The sequence below is a fragment of the Friedmanniella luteola genome (assembly GCF_900105065.1).
Classification (GTDB): Bacteria; Actinomycetota; Actinomycetes; order Propionibacteriales; family Propionibacteriaceae; genus Microlunatus; species Microlunatus luteolus.
In genome coordinates, this window is record NZ_LT629749.1 from 4,599,655 (window position 1) to 4,617,080 (window position 17,426).

Genomic DNA, 17,426 nt, shown 5'->3' on the forward strand with positions numbered 1-17,426 from the left:
GCCACACCGTATGCGCAGCCTCCGACAGCCTTCCGCCGGTCCGCCCGTCCGTGGCGGGCGAGGAGCCTCAGCGGTGGCCGTACAGGGCGACCAGGTTCTTGATGTCGGCCTTGCTCGGGTAGCGCTCGTCGGTCACGTGCGAGGTCATGCAGGAGCCCGGGCTGTGCTGCAGACCGAGCGTGTGGCCGAGCTCGTGGCACACCACGTTCCGCCGCCGCGTCGGGCCGTTCGTCCGGCCGAAGGTCGTGTCCAGGACCACCGCGGCCGAGACGATGTCGGGACCCGACCGGCCGGTGGCGCCCGAGCCGACGACCGGGGCGGCGAGCTCGGCCTGCCGCACCACCACGCACTGCGCACCCGTCGGGCAGGCCTTGGTGGTGTAGCGGAAGTCCACGGGGTTGGCGTCGTCCCAGCGCTCGGCCGCGGCCTTGACCGGCCAGACCGGAGAACCGTCCGCCGTCCTCAGCCCGGCGGTCAGGTCCTGCACGTAGACCACGTCCTCCGGCCAGTAGACGGAGGTGATCGCCGCCTCCGCGCCCGGGGTCGTGAGGAGCGACGACGCCAGCACCGTGAGGAAGGAGGCGAGGGCGACGAGGGAGGTGCGCACGAGGGCTCCTGGGGGATCCGCAGGAGCGGGACCGCTCTGCGATCAGGAGTCTGGTGCGCCGACCTCGGGGTTCCGGGGGGCGCAGACCCCGCGGAGGGTCAGGAGTTCGCGAGGGGCGACCGACGGGTCAGGTTCTGCTCAGCGCCGGCTCGGGGCCACCGCGGACGCCGCCGCCGGACGCCGGCGCGACCCGACGAACGGGGCCGGCGGAGCCACGGCGACGACGGCCCCCCGGTCGACCCGGCCACCGAGGTGGGACGGACGAACGGGGGGCCGGCGTCGGCTGCGGTCGGGGCGGCTACTCGTGCCGACCGGCCTGAGCCCGCCGCCGGGCCACGACGAGGACGCCCGCGGCGGCCAGCACGAGGACGCCGCCGCCGAGGCCGAGCGCGGTGGTCAGGCCGCTGCTGCCCGTCTGGGCCAGTGCGCCTCCGTCGCCACCGGAGCGGCCGGAGCCGCTCACGGCCGTGGCGGTGTCGGTGGCCGACCCCTCCTGGCTCTCCCGCTCGATGGAGGTCGCGGTCGCCTCAGCGCTCGGTCCCTCGGTCTCGAACTCGGTCTGCACCGTCGTCGGCAGCGCGCTGGACGCGCTGGGACTCGGGCCGTCGCTCGCGCTGGGACCGTCGCTCGGGCTCGGGCCGTCGCTCGCGCTGGGACCGTCGCTCGCACTGGGACCGTCGCTCGGGCCGGGGCCACCGCTCGGGCTCGGGCCGTCGCTCGCGCTGGGCTCGTCGTCGGGGCTCGGGCTGGCGCTGGGCTCCAGGCAGGCCGACGAGGTGAATACGTTGTCGTCGAGGGTGACGGCACCGTTGCGAGCCAGGGCCCGGCCGTCGACGGTGGCGCCCGACTTCACCGTGATGGACGTGAGGGCGAGGATGGTCCCGACGAACTCGCTGTCCACGCCGAGGTCGGCGGAGCTGCCGACCTGGAAGAACACGTTGCAGGACTGCGCGCCGTTGACCAGGGCGATCGTGCTGTTGGTCGCCGTGGTGAGGGCGGAACCGATCTGGAAGATGAAGACGGAGTTCGGGTCGTCCTGCCCGTCCAGGGTCAGCGTGCCGGTCAGCAGTGCGGACGACGAGGCCTGGTAGACCCCGGCGACGAAGGGGGCTGAACGGTCGAGCGAGCCGGAGAGCGTCCCCGTGGGGTCCCGGCCGGCGGCGTCGTCGTAGGCGATCGTCAGATCGGACTGCGCCTGAGCGGCGGCGGCATTGCCCGCGTTGGTCGCCCCTCCGACGCGTCCGGGCGGGAAGCCGACGATCGCCAGGCCCGGGCTCACCCCGAGGTCGTCCGAGAGCTCGGTCTCCCCGGTGCTGGTCACGGTCGTCGCACCCAGGACGGAGTAGCTCTCGGTGGTGCCCAGCAGCACGGCGCCGTCGGCCGCGGCGTAGGCGCGGACCGAGCCCAGCGCCGTGGCCAGGACCACCAGGCCGACCAGCAGGCCGATCAGGGCGGTGGTGACCACGAGCTGTGGCTGGCCTGGGCTCCGACTGGTCTGCGCGCGCGAGGTGCTGGGATTCATCGGTGCCTCCGGGGCTGCTCACCGCCCCCGCGGCCCGGCATCGGACCGGACGACCGGTCTGACTGCCGGGGGCAGCGTAGCCCGTGGTCCTCCCAAACCTCGCATCGTCGCTGCCGGACCACGAGCTGGGTGGAGGCGCTCGGGTCGCCCCGGGGCAGGTCGTCCCGCCGGTGCCGCATCTTCCCGGCTCCCGCGGGTAGAAGGATGACCGTGCCACGGTTGAGAACTGTCTCCCCCCGCGACCCCGGGTGGACCCGGCGTCGGGCCGGGAAGGGCTTCATCTACCTCGACAACGACGGTCAGCGGCTGACCGCGGAGGACGCCGAGCGCTGCAAGCTGCTCGTGATCCCCCCGGCCTGGCAGCAGGTGTGGATCTGCCCCGTCCCGAACGGGCACATCCAGGCCGTGGGGACCGACGACGCGGGCCGGCGGCAGTACCTCTACCACGAGGAGTGGCGCCGCAAGCGCGACCAGTCCAAGCACGACCGCGTGCTGGAGGTGGCCGCCAAGCTGCCCATCGCCCGACGACGGGTGGCCAAGCACCTGCGGCTGCCGGGGATGCCCTACGAGCGCGCCCTCGGGACGGCGTTCCGCCTCCTCGACCTCGGCTTCTTCCGGATCGGCGGCGAGGCCTACGCCGAGGCGAACCAGAGCTACGGCCTCGCGACCATCCAGAAGGAGCACGTCTCCCTCGAGGGCCGCTCGGTCGTCTTCGACTACATCGCCAAGTCCGGCAAGGAGCGCTACATCACCCTGGGGGACGAGCTGGTGCGCGCCTCCGTCTCGGTGCTGCTCGAGCGGGAGGGCGGCGGACCCGAGCTGCTCGCCTACCAGACCGAGGACGGGGAGTGGAAGGACGTCGGCTCGACCGACATCAACAGCTACGTCAAGCAGGTGGTGGGTGGCGAGGTGTCGGCGAAGGACTTCCGGACCTGGCACGGCACGGTGATCGCCGCCGTCGCCCTGGCCCGGGCCAACGGCACCGCGACGACGGCCAGCGCGCGCAAGCGCGCGGTGTCCGCGGCCATGAAGGAGGTGTCGCTCTACCTCGGCAACACCCCGACGGTGGCCCGCGCCTCCTACGTCGACCCCCGCCTGGTGGACCTCTTCAACGACGGCGCGACGATCACCCCCTCGCTGGTCGGCAAGAACGCCGACCTCTCCGACGGCGCCACCCACGGCAAGGTCGAGAAGGCCGTCCTGGCGCTGCTCGAGACCCCGAAGAGCGAGATCAGGAAGCTCCGGAGGGCTGCCGCCGCCTGAGCCGGCGGGTCCGGGGCCGGCCCCGGCTCACCACCAGCCCTGGCGCTTCGCCCAGCGCAGCAGGATCAGGGAGAGGGACACCATCGCCGCGAGGAGGATGACCAGCGGCCACCACAGCGTGCGGTCGTTGACGATGACGTTCATGCCCACGATCGAGGAGAGCGCCGTGACCGGGAGCGTGACGGCGGCGATCACCGCGAGCCGCTCGGCCGCGATCGTCATCTTGGTGTCGGTCCGGGCCCGGTAGAACTCGGTCACGCCCGTCAGGAAGTCCAGCTGACTCTGGCTGATCCGGGACACGCGCTCGTACTGGTCGAGGAGGTCCTTCAGCAGCGCCCGTCCCTCCCTCGGCACGAAGGTCGCGAGCCTGATGGCCCGCTTGTAGATCTCAGCGCTCTGCGACGCCATCGTCCGGATGGTCAGCAGCTCGTGCCGGGCGGTGAACAGGGCGGTGAGGAAGGCCTGGGGCTCCTCGTCCGCCGCCCCCATCACCCGCTGCTCCAGCAGCCCCACCTGCCGGGCGAGGTCACCGACCAGCGCCTCCTCCCGCCGGGCGATCGCCGACACGACGGCGTAGGCCAGGGCGAACGGCGAGACGGGCCGGAGCCGGCCGGCCTCCAGGCGGGCGGTCACCTGGCGGGTCTCGGCCAGCGCGCGGTCCAGCGGCACGACCGGGTTGAGCGGCCCGTGCACGGTCACCAGCAGGTGCTCGCTGATGAACTGGTCGAGCTCGAGGTAGTGCACGTGGCCACCGGTGCCGATCTCGGGCGCGTGCAGGGCGACGAACAGGTGGTCGGGGTAGACGTGCACCCGGGGCGTGTGGTTGCGCTGCCGGGCCTCGGCGACGGCCATCGGGTGGAACCCGAGCTCGGCCAGCAGGATCCGCTCGGCGTCGTCGTCGCAGACGGGGATGTCCAGCCAGACGAAGCCGCCGTCGCGCTGCCGGAGCTCGTGGAGCTCGCCGGGGTCGCAGAGGCGGGCGCCGTCGGGACTCACCCAGCGCAGCTCCATGCGGCCATCCTGCGCCACGGGGCGTCCCGCCACCAGGGCGGCGAGGAGCGGGCACGTCCGGCTCGCGCACCGCGAGCCGGACCCGGGCCGCGGTGGTGGTCAGGACGCAGCGGGCTCCGGGGTCGGGCGTGGTCGCAGGGTCGAGAGGTCGAGCTGGTCGGCCGGCGCCGGGCGGGCGTAGAGGTAGCCCTGGGCGTGGGTGGCGCCCAGCTCGCGCAGCACGTCGGCCTGGCTCACGCGCTCCACGCCCTCGACGACCACCCGGAGGCCCAGCTCGTGGCCCATGGTCAGCAGCGCCTGCATGAACCGCCGGGTGCGCGGGTTCGTGTCGACGTCGGAGGTGAACCCGCGGTCGATCTTGACGACGTCGAGGGGGATCGTCCGCAGGTGCAGCAGGGAGGAGTAGCCCGTGCCGAAGTCGTCGAGGGCCAGCCGGAACCCCGCTGCGTGCAGCTCCTCGGCGATGACGGCCGCGGCGTCCGGGTCGTCGAGCAGGGCGTCCTCGGTGATCTCGAGGGTCAGCTGACGGGGGTGGACCCCGGCCCCGAGCACCTGAGCGGTCAGCTGACCGGGGAAGGCCGGGTCCTTCAGCAGCCCGGGCGGGACGTTGACCGCGACCCGGAGCCGGTCGTGGCCCAGCGTGCGGCGCCACTGCCGCAGCTGGGCGCACGCCCGGCCGACCATCAGCGTCGTGAGCGCCGGCAGCAGCCGGCTGCGGGCGGCCAACGGGATGAAGACGTCGGGGCCCACCGGGCGTCCCTGGTGGGTCCACCGCGCCAGGCACTCGACCCCGACCACGGTCAGGGTGTCCAGGGCGACGACGGGCTGGTAGACCTCCTGGATCTCACCGTTCTCGATGGCCTCGCGCAGGGGCTCGCGGAGCTGCAGGTCGCGCGCCTCGGGCAGCCGCATCGTCGGCTGGTAGACGGTGGACTGGAACTTCCCGCCCCTCTTCGCCGTGTAGAGCGCGACGTCGGCCTGGGTGAGGAGGACCTCCGCCCCGACGCCGTGGGTCCCGGGCTCGAGGGCGGCGACGCCCACGCTGACCCCCACCTTGATCCGCTGGCCACCGACCTGGAAGGGCTCGTCGAGGGCCGCCATGACCCGCTCGGCGACCCGCTGGGCTCCCTGCAGACCTCCTCGACCGCCGCTGGGCTCCAGGAGGACGGCGAACTCGTCGCCCCCCATCCGGGCGAGCGTGTCCCCGGCCCGCACCGCCGCCTGCAGCCGCCGGGAGAGCCCGACAAGCAGCGCGTCCCCGCCGCCGTGGCCGAAGGCGTCGTTGACCGCCTTGAAGTCGTCGACGTCCAGGGTCAGGACGGCGACCGGGCGCTGGTCGCGCGCGTGCAGGGCGAGGGCGTGCTCGAGCCGGTCGTAGAACAGGGCACGGTTCGGCAGGCTCGTCAGCTCGTCGTGGAAGGCCCGCCAGCGGAGGGTGGCCTCCCGCTCCCGGGCGTCCAGCTGCAGCCGCTCACCGGTGAGGATCTGCCCCAGGAGCGTGGCCAGCAGCTGCAGGAGGGGAGCATGCCGCTCGAGGACCGCGCTCTCCTGCCGGTCCGGGTCGGACGCGCACAGCGTGCCGAAGAGCTCGCCGTCGCCCGTCCGGATCGGCACCCCGACGTAGGCGCCGACGGCCAGGCCGGCAGCGGCGCTGAGGGCGGCATACCGGGGCACCGCCCTGATGTCGGCCGCGAGCTGCGGGGCGAGCCCGGCGACCATGTACTGGCAGAAGGACTCCGACCACGCGTTGGAGTCGCCCACCGCGGCGCGGCCGCTCTGGTCGCGCAGGTGCAGGTAGACCTGTCGGTCACCCTCGGCGTCGTGGGCCGTGACCGCCCAGAAGCTCATCGGGATCAGGGTCCGCAGGTAGTCGAGCACGCGTTCCGACGCCTCGTCGAACGACATCAGGGCCGTCAGCGCCGGCGGCACCAGGGCCTGCTCGGTGGTCGCCCCTGCGGTCATCGGGTTCCGTCCGTCGACGGCCCACGGAAGTGCCGGGACCGGTCCTCGACGCACCTGGCGCGCTGGTCGAGCTGCCATCCCCCGAGGAGTGCGTCCGGCGATCATAGCCACACGGGACGGCCGACCCCGACGACCGAGGCCGGGCAGCGCGCTGCGGCGAGGTGGGACAGGAGGGGTGGGCCTCAGTGGACGTGAACCACTGACCTCTGCCTCATCAGGTCGACCTCGACGGGCGGAGCCAGCCAGTTGTGAGCGTGGTGTCGGGCCACCGTGGTCCAGGCGCGTCGGCGGTCAGGCGACCTGGTAGTCACTCACGTCGTCACGCAGCGGCTCGATGCAGTGCCTTGCGTTGCGGGCCTAGGAAGCACGGCTGAGGCATCAGCGACCGAACCGACCGGTCCTTCGCTTCGAGTCCCAGCGAGCAAGCTGGTGAAGGTCGGACTCGTCGTACCCGACCGATGCCATGGCCTGCTGGATCTGCGCTAGAGACACACCTGTGGCCTCTAGTTCCGCCAGGAGGGGAGGCAGCATCGCCTCGGTCTGACTCGTTCGAGCCCAGCCGTTGTTTCCCACCACGTCCAGGTGGTTCAGCAGAGTGGACTGCTCATCGGTGAAGCCCAGCCCTTCGACGTTCGGTGGTTTGCGAACCACGTCCACACGCTACGCGGGGCGGCGCGGCCCGCAGCGAAGCGAGGACACGCGCCGTCGGCCGAGCGTAGCGAGGCCCTTGATCTAGAAGAGCCAGACGCAGCAGTGCACGCCCTGGGCCCTGTGCCTCCAGGGTCCTGGACCGCTGCCCGGGGCCGCTTGTCCTGTGGCCGCTGAGACGCCCGCCAGGGGAGCTCGTCCCGGCTGCGCGCAACCGGGCCGGGGGTCGCCTCACGGCAACCGAGGGCCGGCAGTAGCGTTCAAGCCGACGTCGAGGCTTCAACCACGTGGTCCACATCGACGCCACAGGCCTCAAGGGGCTGCTCATGCCATGTCCGCTCTGCGCGGGACCGCTTCGTCTGGAGAATCTCGACCGTCCGTCTACGTGGGTGGTGAACAGCTCGAAGAATGCGAGCTTGCCGAAGCTTCGGCCGCCCGGGTCAGGGCCGGTCACAGTGTTCGCCAGCGACGGCGTGTCCTGGGGTGTCGACCAGATCCAGTACCGAGACAACGCAGGCCCTTGCCCGGACGCCTGCCAGGCCCGGACGGTGGCCCAGGTCGGGGACGCTTCCCGGGCGGCCGATCGGTGGCCCTGCAGGGCCCGCGTCGCCACCGAGCTTGGTGTCGGCACCAGCCTGTCCCTGCCGGTGACCGGAGCCGACGACACCTACGGGGCGCTCGACCTGGAAGCGTGCGCCGGGACCGGCGCGGGAGAACCCCCGGACGTCGCCGCGTCAGGCCCGCGACGCCCGGGGCTGGCTTACGGCCGGAGGTCGAGCCCGCGGCTTCGATCCCTCCCGATCGTCGCCGCTCCCCCGAAATCTGCTGCAAGCCCAGATCTGTGTGTCCGCAGTCCGATCGTGAGGTACCGCGGGCACCAGCAGCGATATCCAACACTCAGGCTGCACCCCGGCGCATCGGCAGAACGGCCGATCAGGCCAGGTGGCGCGGGCGGCGCGGGGTGGGGGGCCCGATGAAACCATCAGCGGACGCAGGGCGGATCGCGACCGAGGTGTCGCAGATCGCGGCGACGCCGGGCAGCCCGGCTGAACGTGCTGCAGCGCTGCTCGAGCCGCTGCACCGGCTGCTGTCGTTCGACGGGGCGTGGCTGGCGCTGCGCGACGAGCAGCGCCGCGGACACCGCCCACTGGTCAGCCTCGGCTGGGACCAGCGCACCGCCGCCTACCTGGACGGACCGGTCCTGGTCGACGAGATCGAACAACTCGGGATGACCCACTCCCGCACCCCGCTCCGGGTCGCCGACTCCCCCACTCACGTTACCGAGATGCGCGCCTGGGCCGAGTGCCTGCTGCCGGCCGGCTTCCGCGAAGGCCTGGGCCTGTGCCTGTTCTCCGCTGACGGTCGGCACCTGGGGTTGCTGGGCCTGTTCACCGGCACCCCCACCGCCCCGTCCGACGCCGCCCGCGACCTGCTCGCCGCCCTCGGCCCCACGCTGGCCCGGGCCATCGACCCCCTGCGCTCGGCCGCAGCAGCGGTGCAGCTGGTGCACGGCGCGACCGCCGCGGTGATCCTCACCCGAACAGGCGGCGTGCAGGCGCTGCCCGGGCTGCCCGATCACGCCGCGTTGCGCCCCGGCTCCCCCGTGCTGGCCGCGGCCCACGAGATGCTCGACGGGCCGCAGACCTCGTTCCTGCACCCCGCACCGGCAGAGCCCGGAGGCTATCTGCGTGTGACCGCCCTGGACGGGCCCGACAACGCCCCGCCCCACCTGAGCGCGATCGTCGTGCTCTCACCGTGCGGCGACCTGCAAGCGCTGACCCGCCGCGAGCTCGAGGTCCTCGGCCTGCTGATCGCCGGCTGCCACAACGCCGAGGCTGCTCAACGCCTCGCCGTCACCCAGCGCACCATCGCCACCCACATCGAACACATCCTCATCAAGCTCGACGCCGACACCCGAGCACTCGCCGCCGTCCGCGCCCAACGACGCGGGCTCTACATCCCACCCACACTCCTGGCATGCACGACCAGCCCACCCCAGAGCCGAGAGCGAACCCCTCGACAAACACCGAAGAACCCGGACGTCCTTGATCTGGGTGAACGGAGGAGCCTCGGGGACGTCCGGAAGGTCGCGCCTGTGCCGAGGCCCGCCGCCGGGTAGGAGGATGGCGGGATGCGGGGTCCCCGGGATGTCCCGGCCCGCGTCCCACCGCAGCACACGGAAGGAAAGGGATCGCAGATGCGACGGATCGCGCTGCCGAGCGGGGAGTCCGTCCCCGTGCTGGGCCAGGGCACCTGGGGCTGGGGGGAGGACCCCGGTCGCCGCGGCGACGAGGTCGCGGCTCTGCGCACCGGCCTGGACCTGGGCATGACCCTGGTCGACACTGCCGAGATGTACGCCGGCGGCGGCGCGGAGGAGGTGCTCGGTGAGGCACTGGCGGGTCGCCGCGACTCGGCGTTCGTGGTCAGCAAGGTGCTGCCGTCGCACGCGTCGCGTTCCGGTACGATCTCTGCCTGCGAGCGCAGCCTGGAGCGCCTGCGCACCGACCGGATCGATCTCTACCTGCTGCACTGGCAGGGCGGGCACCCGCTCGAGGACACCCTCGCGGCCTTCCAACAGCTGGTCGACGTCGGGAAGATCCGGTACTGGGGCGTCAGCAACTTCGACTACCTCGCCCTCACCGACCTCCTGGACCTGCCGGGCAGCGGCGGGCTGGCCACCGACCAGGTGCTGTACAACCTGTCGCGGCGGGGGCCGGAGTACGACCTGCTGCCCTGGTGCGCCGACCACGAGCTGCCGGTGATGGCGTACTCGCCGATCGAGCAGGGCCGCATCCTGGGCGACGCGACGCTGGGCGATGTCGCGGCCCGGCACGGCATCAGCCCGGCGGCGGCGGCCCTGGCCTGGGTGCTGCGCCGCGACTCGCTCTGCACCATCCCCAAGGCGAGCAACCCGGAGCACGTGCGCGACAACGCCACGGCCCTGGACGCGGAGCTGACCCGCGAGGACCTGGATGCTCTCGACCGTGCGTTCCCGCCGCCGAACGGACCGCGGCCACTGGAGATCTTGTGATCTGCCGGAGGGTGCAGCCCGGTCCGCACGAGGACCAGGAAGCCCCCGGCGTCAAACCCCGGGTCGGGAGATCGGGCCGAGTCAGCTCGTCACCTCTTCCTGACCCGGTACACGCCTTGACCTGGTCCACCACACCAGCACCTCGGGCGCGGTGACAACTTCAGGGCTGCCCGAGGATCACGTCGCGCGGGCCAGAAGATCCCGAACCGGGACCCGAGCCCGCTGCTCAGGACGACGGCGGCGGGTCGGTCGGCGACTTGGAACTGTTCTTCGACCTCGTGTTCGTCTACGCCATGTCGCAGGTGACCGAGCTGGTGCTGGCTGACGCTGGCAGCGAGCGCACTCCCGACCGCGTTCAGCACTGGGGTCCTCGTCTTCGGGCTTGCACTGCTCGCCGTCCGCGTCATTCACCTCGTGATGTTCGGCGTGGCAGTCCGGACAACGTCGCTTTCACGCTGACCCGTTACGGCGGTCTCTTCGAGGACGGGTCGGATGAGGCGGTCGATCGCCTGCATGCGCTGCTGAGGAGCCGGGTGAGCCGACCGCCATACGTGGTCGAGCTGCGAGAAGAAGGGTCCCGGTGAGTCCCGCACGCCCCCGAGGCCGACGGGCTGCGGAAGACCTGCCGGAAGCGGCCTAGCCCTCGCCCTGGTCAGCGAGGATTCGGGGTGGGTGGGCCTAAGTGGACTTGAACCACTGACCTCTGCCTTATCAGGGCAGCGCTCTAACCGACTGAGCTATAGGCCCGCGAGACTTCCGCGGTGCGCCCCGGGTGGCCGGTGCGACTCGCAAGGTTAGCCCATGGCCGCGGACCGCCTCAAATCGGTCCGCGGCCGGCGGGCTCAGTCCTCGGCGAGGGTGATCTCCAGCCCGCCGAGCATGGTGGCGGCGAGGTTGTAGAGGAACGACCCCAGCGTGGCCAGCGCGGTGAAGATGACGACGTCCACGCAGGCGAGCAGCGCGGCGATGCCCATCACCCGCTGGGTGTTGATGTAGTCCTCCACCCGGAACGGCGTCGTGTCCCCCGGCGTCGAGACGACGCTGGCGACGATGTCGTTGACCGAGGCGAACAGGCCCGACGCGCTGAGCACGGCCCAGACCGCGTAGACGGCGACGACCAGCATGATGCCGGCGGCGATGGAGAACAGGAAGGACGTCTTCATCACCGACCACGGGTCCAGCCGGCTCAGCCGGAGCCGGGCCTTGCGGGTCCGCCGGGCCGGGGTGGCCGCGGGCGCCGGGCCGGCGGCCAGGGTCTCGGCCGGCTTCGGGCCGCCCGCCGGCGTGGTCGTGGGCAGCAGGGCGGTGGAGCTGGTCGGGGCGACCGCGCCGGTGGTGGCCGCACCGGCCGGCACGCCCGGGCGCGACGCCGGCGCGGACGCGGGCTGGGGTCGCTCGCCGATCCGGTACTGCTGCGGACCGGGGTGGGCCGGGGCCGAGGGTGCGGCCGTGACCGGGGCCGTCGCGGTGACGCCCGGCCGCGGGCCGGCAGCCCCCGTGGAGGGCGAGGCCGGCTGAGCCGTCCGGGCCGCCGGAGCGGTGACACCGGTGGCGGCGGCGGGTGCCGACCCGTCCGCCTCGGCGCCGTCGGCCGGGGCGTGGTCGTCGGACTTCCGCTCGATCCCGAGGGCGTCGGTCAGCCGCTGCCAGAGCGGGACCTTCGGCCCGCCGGCGGTCGTCGGCGCGGCCGGCTTCGCTGCCGCGGTGGCGGCACCCGCCGCGGCGGCGGTCCGCGGGGCGGCGCTCGGGTTGGTCGCGGCCGGACCGGCCACGTCGGAACCGGGGCGTCCGCCGGCGGGGCGGGCCTGGGCGGGCCGGCCGGCCGGCGGACCCGCGGTGGTCGCGCCCGGGCCGGGGCGGGCCGAACCAGCGGGCGGGGCCGCCGGGGGCTGCGGGGTCTGCCGTCCGCCGAGAGGCGGCGGGGTCCACCCGGAGGCGCTCGGCTGGGGACCGGAGGGCCGCGTGGCGCCGGGGGCGGGCTGGGCCGGGGCGCCGGCCCGGGGGCTGCCCGGGGCGTGCGCACCCTGGCTGCCGTTCCCGCTGGTGGTGCCCGGCTCGGACTGGCTCTGGGCCGTCCGGGTCTTCGACGGGCTGGCGCTGGCCGGACCCCGGGGAGCGGGAGGGGTCGCCGCGGGGCGCTCGGCGCCGTCACCCGGCCGGACCGCCGGGATCTGGGCGGTCGGCCGGTCATCCTCGGTCACCGGAGTCCGGCGCGCGGGACCGCTGGGTCCCTGGTTGCCTTCACTCACTGCTCACTCCTCCTCGCCGTGCCTCGAGGACCGGTCACCCTCGAGGGCGGTGTCCTCGGCCGACGCGGCCGTCGGGCCCTCGTCCTCCTGCACACCAGGCTCTGTCGCCGACGCGACGGAGCCGTCCACCGGCACCTCGGTGTCGTCCACCGCGGCCGTGTCGATCACGGCAGCCTCGGCGGTCGTCTCCGGGTTGAGCGCGATCACGACCACCGAGTCGTTCCCGCCCACTCCGACGAACTTGACCCCCATGGTGTCACGGCCCTTGACCGGCACCTCGGCCACGGCGCTCCGGGTGATCTGCCCGCTGGCCTTGATGGCGATGACCTGGTCGCGCTCGGTGACCACCAGCCCGCCGACCAGGGCGCCCCGGTCGTCGTTCAGCCGCATGGCCTTGATGCCCAGGCCGCCGCGGCCCTGCTGCCGGTACTCCGCCACCGCGGTCCGCTTGGCGAACCCGCCGTCGGTGACGGTGAAGACGAAGTGGTCGTCCTCGTTCTCCCCGGCCTTGATGACCGAGAGGCTGAGGAGCTCGTCGTCGGCCCGGAACTTCATCCCGGTGACGCCGGACGTCGCCCGGCCCATCGGCCGGAGCTCCTCGTCGTGCGCCGGGAAGCGGATCGACTGGCCCTTGCGCGAGATCAGCAGGACCTCGTCGGAGGTGCTGGCCAGCTGGGCGCCGATCAGCTCGTCGTCGTCGTCGCGGAAGTTGACGGCGATGATGCCCGCCTGCCGGGGCGAGTCGTACTGGGAGAGCGCCGTCTTCTTGACCAGGCCGCGCTTGGTGGCCAGCAGCAGGTAGGGGGCGGTCTGGTAGTCCCGCACCGCCAGCACCTGGGCGATCTCCTCGTCGGGCAGGAAGGACAGCAGCCCGGCGACGTGCCCACCGCGGGCGTCCCGGTTGGCCTCGGGCAGCTGCCACACCTTCGCGCGGTAGACCCGGCCCTTGTTGGTGAAGAACAGGATCCAGTGGTGGTTCGTGGTGGCGAACAGCTGGTCCACCTCGTCGTCGCTGCGCAGCGTGGCGCCGCGGACGCCCTTGCCGCCGCGCTTCTGCACCCGGTACAGCCCGGTCGGGGTGCGCTTGGCGTAGCCGCCGCGGGTGATGGTGACGACGACGTCGGAGTCGGGGATCAGGTCCTCGTTCGACAGGTCGCCGTCGGCGGAGATGATCTGCGTGCGCCGCTCGTCGCCGTACTTGTCGACGATCTCGGCGAGCTCCTCGCTGACGATGGTCCGCTGCCGCTCGGGCCGGGCCAGGATGTCCTCGAGGTCGGCGATGATCCGCTCGTACTCGGCGAGCTGGTCGATGATCCGCTGCCGCTCCAGGGCCGCCAGCCGGCGGAGCTGCATGTCGAGGATCGCCGTCGCCTGGGGGTCGTCGATGTCCAGCAGCGTCTTGAGGCCCTCGCGCGCCTCGTCGGTGCTGGGGCTGCGCCGGATGAGGGCGATGACCTCGTCGAGGGCGTCCAGCGCCTTGACCAGGCCCCGGTAGATGTGGGCGCGGGCCTGGGTGTCGGCGAGACGGTGCCGCGTGCGCCGCTGGATCACCTCGACCTGGTGCTCGATCCAGTACGAGATGAACTGGTCGAGCCGCAGCGTGCGCGGGACGTCGTCGACGAGAGCCAGCATGTTGCAGCCGAAGGTGTCCTGCAGCTGCGTGTGCTTGTAGAGGTTGTTCAGCACCACCCGCGGCTGGGCGTCGCGCTTCAGGACGATCACCAGCTGCTGACCGGTCCGGGACGACGTGTTGTCCCGGATGTCGGAGATGCCGGAGAGCTTGCCGGTGTTCACCAGCTCGGCGATCTTCAGCGCCAGGTTGTCCGGGTTGACCATGTAGGGCAGCTCGGTGATGACGAGGTTCGTGCGCCCCGAGCGGTCCTCGTCGATGTCGACGACGGCCCGCATGGTGACGGAGCCGCGGCCGGTCCGGTAGGCGTCCTCGATGCCCTGCCGGCCGACGATGAGCGCGCCGTTGGGGAAGTCGGGACCGCTCACCCGCTCCATGGCGGCGGCGAGCAGCTCCTCGGCGGTGGCCTCGGGGTGCTCGAGCGACCACTGCACGGCCGCCGCGACCTCGCGGAGGTTGTGCGTCGGGATGTTGGTGGCCATGCCGACGGCGATGCCGGTCGAGCCGTTGACCAGCAGGTTCGGGAACCGGGCCGGGAGGACGACCGGCTCGGACTCCTTGCCGTCGTAGTTGGGCTTGAAGTCGACGGTGTCCTCGGTGATGTCGCGGACCATCTCCATGGCCAGCGGCGCCATCTTGCACTCGGTGTAGCGCATCGCCGCCGCGGGGTCGTTGCCCGGCGAGCCGAAGTTCCCCTGGCCCGAGACCAGCGGGTAGCGCATCACCCACGGCTGGGCGAGCCGGACGAGGGTGTCGTAGATCGAGGAGTCCCCGTGCGGGTGGTACTGCCCCATCACGTCGCCGACGATCCGGGCGCACTTGTTCCACCCGCGGTCGGGCCGGTACCCGCCGTCGAACATCGCGTAGAGCACCCGCCGGTGCACGGGCTTCAGCCCGTCCCGGACGTCCGGCAGCGCCCGCCCCACGATCACGCTCATGGCGTAGTCCAGGTAGGACTTCTGGATCTCCTCCTGGAGGTCCACCGGCTCCCGCCGGTCGGTCACCGGACCCTCGGGCGTCTGGTCACTCATGTGTTGCTCCTTCGGAGATGAGCACCCGGATCAGCGTCCGAGTTGGCGAGCGTCGGGAAGGTCGCGCCCGGGTCCGGTCGGGACGACGCGTGAGCGGCGGACCCGCTCTGCGTCCGTCTCGGACGAGGAGGAGGACAGGAGCTGGAGGGTGCGGCCGGGCGCGATCGGGACTGCTCAGATGTCAAGGAACCTGACGTCCTTCGCGTTGCGCTGGATGAAGTTCCTGCGCTGCTCGACGTCCTCGCCCATCAGGATCGAGAACATCTCGTCGGCGCGGGCGGCGTCGTCGAGGGTGACCTGCAGGAGCACCCGGTTGTCGGGGTCCATGGTGGTCTCCCACAGCTGGTCGGGGTTCATCTCGCCGAGGCCCTTGTAGCGCTGGATCGCGTTGTCGCGCGGCAGCCGCTTGCCCTCCTCGCCGCCGACCCGGAGCAGGGCGTCCCGCTCGGAGTCGGTGTAGGCGAGCTCGTGCGCGGAGTTGCTCCAGTTGATCTTGAACAGCGGCGGCTGCGCCAGGTAGACGTGGCCGGCCTCGATGAGCGGGCGCATGAAGCGGAACATCAGCGTCAGCAGCAGCGTGCGGATGTGGGCGCCGTCGACGTCGGCGTCGGCCATCATCACGATCTTGTGGTAGCGCAGCTTCTCGACGTCGAAGTCGTCGTGCACGCCGGTGCCGAGGGCGGAGATGATCGCCTGGACCTCGTTGTTCTGCATGATCCGGTCGATCCGCGCCTTCTCGACGTTGAGGATCTTCCCGCGGATCGGCAGGATCGCCTGGATCCGGGGGTCGCGACCGCCCTTGGCGGAGCCGCCGGCCGAGTCGCCCTCGACGATGAAGACCTCGCACTCCTCGGGGTTCGTCGACTGGCAGTCGCTGAGCTTGCCGGGGAGGCCGCTGCGGCCCAGCAGGCCCTTGCGGTCACGGGCGGCGTCGCGCGCCTTGCGGGCCGCGACCCGCGCGATGGCAGCGGCCTGGCCCTTGCGGATGATCTGCCGACCCTCGGCCGGGTTCTGCTCGAACCAGGCACCCAGCATGTCGTTGACCACGGTCTGGGTGAACGAGCGTGCCTCGGTGTTGCCGAGCTTCGTCTTGGTCTGGCCCTCGAACTGCGGCTCGGCGAGCTTGATCGAGATGATCGCCGTCAGCCCCTCCCGGATGTCCTCCCCGGACAGCCGGTCCTCCTTCTTCCGGACCAGCCCCCACGTCTCGGCCCACTTGTTGGCCGTGAGCGTCAGTGCCGCCCGGAAGCCCTCCTCGTGGGTGCCGCCCTCGTGGGTGTTGATGGCGTTGGCGAAGGTGTGCACGGACTCGTTGTAGGAGGTGTTCCACTGCATCGCCAGCTCGAGGCTCAGGCCGGCCTCGGGGCGCTCGGCCTCGACGTTGATGACCGAGCCGTGGATGGTCTCCTTGGTGCCGATCAGGTACTTCACGTAGTCGACCAGGCCGTCGGCGTAGCAGAACGTGTCGGTGAGCGGCCGCCCCTGGTCATCGACGCGGTCGGGCCGCTCGTCGGTGATGGAGATGGTCAGGCCCTTGTTGAGGAAGGCCATCTCGCGGAACCGGGTGGCCAGCGTGTCGTAGGTGTAGACCGTGGTCTCGAAGATCTCGCTGCTGGCGTAGAAGGTGACCGTGGTGCCGGTGCGGTCGGTGGCCTCGAGCTGCTCGAGAGGTCCGTCCGGGACGCCGAGGGAGAACGACTGCGTCCAGTGGTAGCCGTCGCGGTAGACGTCCACGGTGAGGTGGGTGGAGAGCGCGTTGACCACCGAGACGCCCACGCCGTGCAGGCCGCCGGACACCTTGTAGCCGCCGTCGCCGAACTTGCCGCCGGCGTGCAGCACGGTGAGGGCGACGGTGACCGCCGGGATGCCCTCCTTCGGGTGCAGCTTGACCGGGATGCCGCGGCCGTTGTCGATCACCCGGATGCCGCCGTCGGCCAGGACGCGGACGTCGATGGTGTCGCAGTAGCCGGCCATGGCCTCGTCGACCGAGTTGTCGACGACCTCCTGGACGAGGTGGTGCAGACCGCGCTCGCCCGTGGAGCCGATGTACATGCCCGGGCGCTTGCGGACGGCCTCGAGCCCCTCGAGGACGGTGATCGACTCCGAGTCGTAGGCCCCGGGGTTGTTGCTGTTGGTGTTCCGCGGCGCCTCGACCGTGCGGTCGGCCGGCAGCTCCTCGGAGGACTCCGGGCCGATCGACACGCCGTCGACCTCGCCGGTCTCGACGTCGTCGGAACGGAGGTAGCTCTCGAGGGCCTCGGCGGCCTCGGGCGCGGTCGCGTCGAGGGGGGTCTCGGGGGACTGGTCGGGCGTCTCGTCCGGCACCGGCACGGGCTCCTGTCACACAGGCGCCGCCCGGGCCGGGCCGCGCGGCAGTGAGAGCCGGGCGGGACGGGGAGCAGGCGGCACGTTGGACCGTTGCGGCCGGACCGGGCGGTCCGACCACCTCCGGCAGGCACACGTCCGTCGACG

At 72.2% G+C, this 17,426-nt stretch carries 12 protein-coding genes and 1 tRNA gene; 4 read left to right on the forward strand and 9 right to left on the reverse strand.

The window, feature by feature from the left end; translation table 11 throughout:
• Window positions 1–67: 67 nt before the first annotated feature.
• Together BLT72_RS21470 and BLT72_RS21475 are read right to left on the reverse strand one after the other, a co-directional pair.
• Entirely contained in the window at window positions 68–607 is a 540-nt protein-coding gene (locus BLT72_RS21470) for a matrixin family metalloprotease (protein WP_091416087.1), read from the reverse strand.
• Between the two features lie 298 nt (window positions 608–905).
• Entirely contained in the window at window positions 906–2,072 is a 1,167-nt protein-coding gene (locus tag BLT72_RS21475; RefSeq protein WP_197677136.1) for an ice-binding family protein, read from the reverse strand.
• Between the two features lie 261 nt (window positions 2,073–2,333).
• Between BLT72_RS21475 and BLT72_RS21480 the strand changes: the two genes are divergently transcribed.
• Window positions 2,334–3,392: a DNA topoisomerase IB gene (locus tag BLT72_RS21480; protein WP_091416092.1), complete on the forward strand. Its 1,059-nt coding sequence runs from the start codon at window positions 2,334–2,336 to the stop codon at window positions 3,390–3,392.
• A 27-nt stretch (window positions 3,393–3,419) separates the two neighbouring features.
• On the opposite strand, the gene BLT72_RS21485 is transcribed toward BLT72_RS21480, so the two are convergent.
• From BLT72_RS21485 to BLT72_RS21495, 3 genes are all read right to left on the reverse strand, one after another.
• Complete coding sequence (locus BLT72_RS21485) at window positions 3,420–4,403, reverse strand: magnesium transporter CorA family protein (RefSeq protein WP_091416094.1); 984 nt, start codon at window positions 4,401–4,403, stop codon at window positions 3,420–3,422.
• 99 nt (window positions 4,404–4,502) lie between these two features.
• Complete coding sequence (locus tag BLT72_RS21490; protein WP_157720595.1) at window positions 4,503–6,365, reverse strand: putative bifunctional diguanylate cyclase/phosphodiesterase; 1,863 nt, start codon at window positions 6,363–6,365, stop codon at window positions 4,503–4,505.
• 378 nt (window positions 6,366–6,743) lie between these two features.
• Window positions 6,744–7,016 (reverse strand): hypothetical protein, encoded by a 273-nt coding sequence (locus BLT72_RS21495; protein WP_091416101.1) that lies wholly within the window; start codon window positions 7,014–7,016, stop codon window positions 6,744–6,746.
• Between the two features lie 1,009 nt (window positions 7,017–8,025).
• Here BLT72_RS21495 and BLT72_RS22445 point away from each other — a divergent pair.
• The 3 genes from BLT72_RS22445 to BLT72_RS22855 all read left to right on the forward strand — a co-directional run bounded on the left by BLT72_RS22445 (window position 8,026) and on the right by BLT72_RS22855 (window position 10,628).
• On the forward strand, window positions 8,026–9,132 hold the full coding sequence (locus BLT72_RS22445) for a LuxR C-terminal-related transcriptional regulator (RefSeq protein ID WP_231930218.1): 1,107 nt from the start codon (window positions 8,026–8,028) through the stop codon (window positions 9,130–9,132).
• A 78-nt stretch (window positions 9,133–9,210) separates the two neighbouring features.
• Window positions 9,211–10,044: an aldo/keto reductase gene (locus BLT72_RS21505; protein ID WP_091416107.1), complete on the forward strand. Its 834-nt coding sequence runs from the start codon at window positions 9,211–9,213 to the stop codon at window positions 10,042–10,044.
• A gap of 257 nt (window positions 10,045–10,301) precedes the next feature.
• Entirely contained in the window at window positions 10,302–10,628 is a 327-nt protein-coding gene (locus BLT72_RS22855; RefSeq protein ID WP_197677137.1) for a hypothetical protein, read from the forward strand.
• 89 nt (window positions 10,629–10,717) lie between these two features.
• Here BLT72_RS22855 and BLT72_RS21515 read toward each other — a convergent pair.
• The 4 genes from BLT72_RS21515 to gyrB all read right to left on the reverse strand — a co-directional run bounded on the left by BLT72_RS21515 (window position 10,718) and on the right by gyrB (window position 17,156).
• Window positions 10,718–10,791: transfer RNA gene (locus BLT72_RS21515), tRNA-Ile, on the reverse strand.
• A 95-nt stretch (window positions 10,792–10,886) separates the two neighbouring features.
• Window positions 10,887–12,245: a DUF3566 domain-containing protein gene (locus BLT72_RS21520; RefSeq protein ID WP_091416111.1), complete on the reverse strand. Its 1,359-nt coding sequence runs from the start codon at window positions 12,243–12,245 to the stop codon at window positions 10,887–10,889.
• 51 nt (window positions 12,246–12,296) lie between these two features.
• Entirely contained in the window at window positions 12,297–14,954 is a 2,658-nt protein-coding gene (gene gyrA / locus BLT72_RS21525; RefSeq protein ID WP_091416114.1) for a DNA gyrase subunit A, read from the reverse strand.
• A gap of 174 nt (window positions 14,955–15,128) precedes the next feature.
• Window positions 15,129–17,156: a DNA topoisomerase (ATP-hydrolyzing) subunit B gene (gene gyrB / locus BLT72_RS21530; RefSeq protein WP_091418100.1), complete on the reverse strand. Its 2,028-nt coding sequence runs from the start codon at window positions 17,154–17,156 to the stop codon at window positions 15,129–15,131.
• Window positions 17,157–17,426: the final 270 nt, after the last annotated feature.